This is a genomic window from Paenibacillus gorillae, from assembly GCF_000513275.1.
GTDB lineage: Bacteria > Bacillota > Bacilli > Paenibacillales > Paenibacillaceae > Pristimantibacillus > Pristimantibacillus gorillae.
Genome location: NZ_CBVJ010000119.1, coordinates 20,626 through 27,238 on the forward strand (window position 1 = coordinate 20,626; position 6,613 = coordinate 27,238).

Consider the following 6,613-nt stretch of genomic DNA (forward strand, 5'->3'; position numbering starts at 1 on the left):
AAAGTATGCATAATTTTACATAAGAAGCTTTCAATTGAACATGATACCCAGCCCAGCAATAACCTAATCAGCAAGCTGTGATTCACTGGTCGCAAATTGTACAGATGACGATATTTGTCGACAACTAACAAAGGAAATTGTAGGATAATGGAATGGAGAGTATCGAGCAACATTTGAGGTTAGTGTCGATTGACAATCAGGGGAACTAGGAGACCTAGGGGAGAGGAACGGCTTCATGCTAAAACTTAAAAACCGCCTGGCAGTAAAATTATCCATTAGTATTCTGGTGCTGCTTATCATCTTGTCCGCCACTTTCATTTACATGCAAATCCAGAACACCAAAAAGGCTAGCAATGAAACGATCGGCAACTTCAGTATTCATGTTGCCGAAGCCTATGCGCAACGATTCGACTTGAACGCCTACAAAGAGTTTCTGAAAGATCCCAAAGAGAACGACCTGTATTGGAGCATTCGCGCAGAGATCGATGAATTCCGCTCGCAGATAGGCGCGCAGTATGTATACACCTTTATGATCGACGACAAAGAGAAATCTATTCTGCTCATTGACGGCCAGCCGCGAGGATCGGATTCCGCATCGCCGATCGGGGAAGTCACGGATGTGCCCAATGCCTCTGTTCAGGCGCTGTTGAGCGGGAAATCATCGAAGACTGACGTGATCCGCAACCCCGAGTACGGAGATTACATTTCTTCCTATACACCTCTTCGCGACTCCAATGGAGCGGTTATCGGTATGCTGGGGATCGATACCAATGTATCGGTTGCAGCCACGATTCATCAGGAAATCATGAAGAATAGCATCCCCTTATTCATCTTAATGGGAAGCTTAACCTTGCTTATCTTTATTCTGATCGCGTGGTTCATGTCCCATTCTCTGCGGCCTTTGCGTCTTATCGTAGGCAGTGCGGAAGCTACAGCCCGCGGCGATCTTGCAGAAGCGAAGGCGCTCCTGCTATCTAGAAACGTGAAGTCCAGTGATGAAATCGGACAGGCATATTCCGCTATGAACAAAATGCTAGAGCGGCTGGGAGGTACTCTTGGAGATGTCCTCGGCAATATTAAGGAAACGACGGATGATCTCATCCATTCCACCGAGCAGTTTAGCTTGGAGGTACAACAACTGGTCTCCTTAAACCAGCAGCTTGAGCAATCCATGACGGAACTGGCGGATGGAGCCGAGCACCAACGTATCGCGTCCAAAGACAGCGCAAAATCGATGGAGGAAATCACGCTTGCCATCCAACGGGTATCCGAGGCTTCCGCCGACGTATCCAATGCTTCCGGTGAAGCATTGGATACGGTGGAGCACGGTCGCAGCTCCATTAATGGATTGAAGGAGCAAGTCGCTTTCATGTCTCAGGTCGTCGAGCAGACAACAATCTCTGTACAAGCGCTGAATACTTACATGCTAGAGATCGAGCCTGCCCTTCAATCCATTGCAAGCATTGCTGACCTCACGAAGCTGCTTGCGCTTAACGCTTCAATTGAAGCGGCTAGAGCAGGCGAGCATGGTTCGGGCTTTGCCGTCGTTGCCGGTGAAGTGCGCAAGCTGGCGGAAGCTTCTTCGGTTTCCACGGCGCATATTACTTCACTTCTACAGCAAATCCAGCAGGAATCCTCACAAATCGGAGCATGGATGCTGAAGGAAAGCGATGAGATGACGAAAAGCTCAGAGCTGTTTAATCAAGTAGAATCGCTGTTCAACCATACGGCTGACCGGTTCCTCATCGTCAATGGCCAGATTCAAGATATAACGGCAGCTGCAGAGGAGATATCGGCCGGCTCTGAGGAAGTCGCTGCATCTGTCGAGCAAATTTCTCAAATCTCCGTAATGGCTGCAGAAAACGCGACAGCGGTCCAATCGATGTCAGCCAAACAGCTGAAGGCTACGGAACGCATTGCCGATACGACCAAGCAGCTTGAGACCCGGACAACTGGTTTGGAAGAAGCGGTGCTGAAATTCAAGCTGTAGGTTGCCCCGGATATCGTTGAGGAAGCAAAAGAGAAGGCAAAAACCCCGGCCTCGTGAGGTCGGGGTTCTACTTATTGATGGAGGCGAACTGTGGCTGTACAAAACCACAACTCGCCCGAGCGTGTTAATTAGTGTTCTTTGTTAGATCAGCTTATTCGCCGATCAGATGATTTACAGCGCTGAACAACGCTTTGACAGAGGACACCATGATGTCCGCGTCGATGCCGCAGCCCCAATAGGATGTTCCGTTTGTCGCTTTAATGCCAATATAGGATACAGCTTGCGATTTGGAACCCGTCTCAAGCGCATGCTCGGTATACAACAAGTCTGAATAATCGAAGCCCAGCTCGGTTTGCAACGCATTGCTGATAGCATCCAGCCTGCCGTTGCCGTTACCCGTAATTTCCTTCGTCTCGCCGCCGACGCGAATGGTCACGATCGTTTCGAACTCATTATCGTCTTCCTTGATCCGATACTTGACGAACTCTACAGGTGTGCGCAAGTTCACATATTCATTTTTGAAAATATCGTAAATTTCTTCCGGCATCAGTTCTTTTTGCTGATGATCGGATACGTTCTTCACAACATAACCAAAATGCTCGCGCATTTTAGCCGGAAGATCCAGGCCGTATTTCTGGTGCAGCACGTAACCGATACCGCCTTTGCCGGATTGGCTGTTAATACGGATAATATCGCCTTCATACTGTCTTCCGATATCCTTCGGATCGATGAGCAAATAAGGTACCGACCAATGCTCACGATCTTTCTCCTCGCGCCATTTCATGCCTTTGGCAATCGCATCCTGGTGAGAACCAGAGAAAGCTGTGAAGACAAGCTCGCCGCCGTATGGATGACGTTCGCTTACGCGCATCTTTGTCAACCGCTCGTACACGGCCAGAATCTCCGGCAGGCTGTCGAAATTCAGCTTCGGATCAACCCCGTGCGAATACATGTTCAGTGCAAGCGTAACGACGTCAACATTGCCCGTGCGCTCACCGTTGCCGAACAGCGTACCTTCTACGCGCTGTGCACCAGCCAGCATGCCCAGCTCGGCATCAGCCACGCCTGTGCCCCGGTCGTTATGCGGATGTACGGACAGAATGACATGGTCGCGATAACTCAGGTTCTCGCTCATATATTCAATCTGGCTGGCATACACATGCGGCATCGACATGGATACGGTTGCCGGCAGGTTAATGATAACCGGATTCTCTGCAGTCGGCTGCCAAACACCCAGTACCTTGTTGCAAATCTCGAGCGCGAATTCAATTTCTGTACCTGTGAAGCTTTCGGGCGAATACTCAAATTGGAAGTTGCCTTCCGTTTCCTCTGCACATTGCTTCACCAGCTGCGCGCCAGTCACGGCGATTTCGATAATTTCTTCTTTAGACTTGCGGAATACCTGCTCCCGCTGTGCCAGCGAAGTCGAGTTGTACAGATGGACAACCGCTTTACGAGCGCCTTTCAAGGATTCAAACGTCTTGCGAATAATATGCTCCCGTGATTGAGTCAGCACTTGGATCGTAACGTCTTCTGGGATCAAGTTTTGTTCAATCAGCATACGCAGGAAGGTGAATTCCGTCTCCGATGCGGCTGGAAATCCTACTTCAATTTCCTTGAAGCCGATGTCGACGAGAACTTTAAAGTATTCCAGCTTCTCCTCCAAGTTCATCGGCACAATCAGCGCCTGATTGCCGTCACGAAGATCAACGCTGCACCAGATCGGTGCCTCGGTGACGTATTCTTTTTGCGTCCATTTCAGGCTGGTTTGCGGCGGCATATAATACCCTCTGGCGTACTTCTCAACATTTTTCATCGGTGGTCTTCCCTTCCCTATGGTCGTTATGGTGTGAATTATAAATAAACAAAAAAAGCCTATCATCTCCTTAAACAGAGACGAAAGACTTGAACATCTTACGCGGTACCACTCCGAAATTCATGCTTGTTACGGCATGCACTCTACAGATAGAAATTCGCAGGCTGCAGGCAGCGGCAAATCTCATACCTCCTGATGATAACGGTCAGGAATCCGGCTCCGCCTACTGACTTGTTCAGCGAGCAACTCCAAGGCGAGTTCAAGCTTCTTCCGCGACTGTTTCGCAACGACCAACAGCTCTCTGGACGCATGGAAAGCTTTACTATTCCTCTTCGTAGTCTTTAGAAATATAAATACGTTACCTCTATGCTATACTACAACGGCTGTCTTAGCAAGTCCTCTGACGCGCTAAACGGCTATTTTATTTTCGATCCTTACTGGTAACTTCCCGGCATCAAACTAAGCATGTGCTTAATGGGTGGATTTTATAGCGGAAAATCGAAAAACGAACCCCACATCGTATAGATCGCACGAGGAGGTTCGTTTTTTAGCTTGGAGAGAATGAGTTAATGGGCTTTTGCAGTGCCGGCAGGAGTCATTTTTCCGTCTCCATCAAGCTTCTTAATCTTGAGTACTTTACGCAATAGCGGGAGCAGGTAGTAGTCCAATCCATACCGTCCTGCGTTGGTACCTGCAAAGAGCACGATTCCTCCGAGAAGAACAAGCCACGGGTTGGTGTTTAGCGTGCCAGCGAACATGAACATGAAGTTCATTAAGAGTCCGAAGAAGGCTGCCGCAGCCGTCAATCCCCCGAGAATCAATCCGATGCCCACAAGGAATTCGCCGAGTGGGATGATAAAGTTAAAGAGCTTTACGTTCGGCATCGCGAAGTGCTCGATGAAGTATACAAAGTTCGGATAAACCAATTCATGAGTCGTTTTATCGGCTATCGGGTTATTGATTGCGTTTGTCAAAAACCCGGTGGCATCGAATCCGCCCGTTAATTTATGCCAGCCCCCTCCGATCCATTGATAACCGAGGTAAACACGAACGAAGAGCATAACAATTGCAACATATTTATTAGTTCTTAACCATGCAAACATGATAATCATCTCCGATATTATTGTGATTTTTTTCACATACTATCTTAAAAAGATACCTTAACTTCTTTCTTACTCAATAAACTAGGATTCACAGAAAGACTAGATCGCTGGAACCAGAAACGCTTTTGAATGTGATTTGCCATGATACATTCTTCCCTTCTTCTTGTTGTTATGTATTGCTTTCTCCTTGCACCTTTAATATAACATACCTTAATTGATTTGAATGTGAAATATTTCACAATACTGTGAACTCTCAAAAGAATCCGTTTGGTGGAGGCGAACCGTGGCTGTGCAAAACCACAATTCGCCGATGTTTGAATCTATAGTATCTTTTTATGAAATGAGTTCTGCTTTTTGAAGATATCGCTGAATAATTGCTGCGGTTTCCGCTCTTGTAATATTTTGCTGAGGACGCAGTTCACCATTGTAACCGCCAATAACGCCGGCTTCAATCGTTAACGCTGCAGCTTGACGAGCCCAAGAAGCCAAATGCTCGCTATCTCCGAACTTGTTAACTAGTTCTTGCTGCTGCGCAAGGCCTATCTCCTTATTGAGCTCCACAAGCCTCATTGCCCTCGATAGAATAACCATCGCTTCTTGTCTAGTAATCTTCTCATTAGGTTTGAAGGAACCCTCGCTATATCCATCAACCAGTCCATAAGAATATCCGATCTGAACTGCTTGATAATACCATGCTTTCTCCTCTATATCCTTAAAATGAATGGTCTTGTTCGCTGAGCTTAGTCCTAATGCTCTGATCATAATAGCCGTAAACTCTGCGCGCGTAATATCATTATCCGGTAAAAACCGCTGCTCGTCTGCTCCATTAATGACGAGTCTTGATGCTAAGTCATTGATGCTTTCTTGAGCCCAATGCTTAGATATATCATTAAAGGTTTTTTTATTATAAATAAGTCCATAGATGCTATTGGTCATACTACTCAGGATGGCGTAATATCGTCCTCCTTCACGCACTACCTTCGTCGGGATATGAACAATCGTACCATCGGACATAAGCTTTACTCCCGTCGTAATACGTCCAGGATCTATCCCTGGGGGTAATGCAATGCGCCTTTCTACAAAAGTATCAAATTGATTCAATTCTAACTCCTTGTTCCCATACGACACCATAATAGAAAAACTTACTGGCTGAGCAACAAGTGAAACCTGTCCATTACCCGAATTCTCGAATACAAATGCCGAATTAGGAAGATGAATCACCTTTACCTTGATCTTCATCTCCTTCAAGGGGATATCAGTCCCTAATCGCTCACGCCATTTATTAATGTTAACTTGTACTACGGGAAGGGTATATACAGCATTCTCTGTATTCACTTGGATGACTGTATTGCTGCTCTCTAAGCTTTGCAGGAGTGCTGCATCCATCTCCCAGTTGACGATATCCGAATTGTTACGAATCGTAATCGTAATAACCGGATTGTTGCCTGCTTCCTTCAACAAACCTTTTAGCTGATTGTCCTCCAGGATGACTGTTGTTACTTTTTTCCCATCCGTTGTAGTGACGACTACTTTGGCTGCTTTTTCTGACTTCTTACCTAAGTTAAGTAAAACTTCTGGGGTTGATGTGCTTTCTGTAGTACCGGAGCCTCCATTGCTACCTGAACTACCGCCTTTGTTTATTTCAATTTTGAAATTTACCGTTGCTTCATTCCCTGCTGCATCCGTTACGACTAGCGTGTATAC

The 6,613-nt window shown here is 46.7% G+C and carries 4 protein-coding genes and 1 other annotated feature; of the genes, 1 reads left to right on the forward strand and 3 read right to left on the reverse strand.

What is annotated here, in order from left to right; all coding sequences use genetic code 11:
* Positions 1 to 235: 235 nt before the first annotated feature.
* Positions 236 to 1,990: a methyl-accepting chemotaxis protein gene (locus TY10_RS22895; protein ID WP_042168781.1), complete on the forward strand. Its 1,755-nt coding sequence runs from the start codon at positions 236 to 238 to the stop codon at positions 1,988 to 1,990.
* A 151-nt stretch (positions 1,991 to 2,141) separates the two neighbouring features.
* Here TY10_RS22895 and leuA read toward each other — a convergent pair whose 3' ends face one another.
* The 3 genes from leuA to TY10_RS22910 form a co-directional block, all read right to left on the reverse strand.
* A complete protein-coding gene (gene leuA, locus TY10_RS22900; protein ID WP_042168783.1) occupies positions 2,142 to 3,806 on the reverse strand; it encodes a 2-isopropylmalate synthase in 1,665 nt (554 codons plus the stop codon).
* Positions 3,807 to 3,879: 73 nt separating this feature from the next.
* Positions 3,880 to 4,151: a binding site (T-box leader), on the reverse strand.
* 221 nt (positions 4,152 to 4,372) lie between these two features.
* A complete protein-coding gene (locus TY10_RS22905; protein WP_420329427.1) occupies positions 4,373 to 4,909 on the reverse strand; it encodes a DoxX family protein in 537 nt (178 codons plus the stop codon).
* A 333-nt stretch (positions 4,910 to 5,242) separates the two neighbouring features.
* The coding region (locus TY10_RS22910) for an S-layer homology domain-containing protein (protein ID WP_042168785.1) at positions 5,243 to 6,613 on the reverse strand (1,371 nt) is incomplete at its 5' end.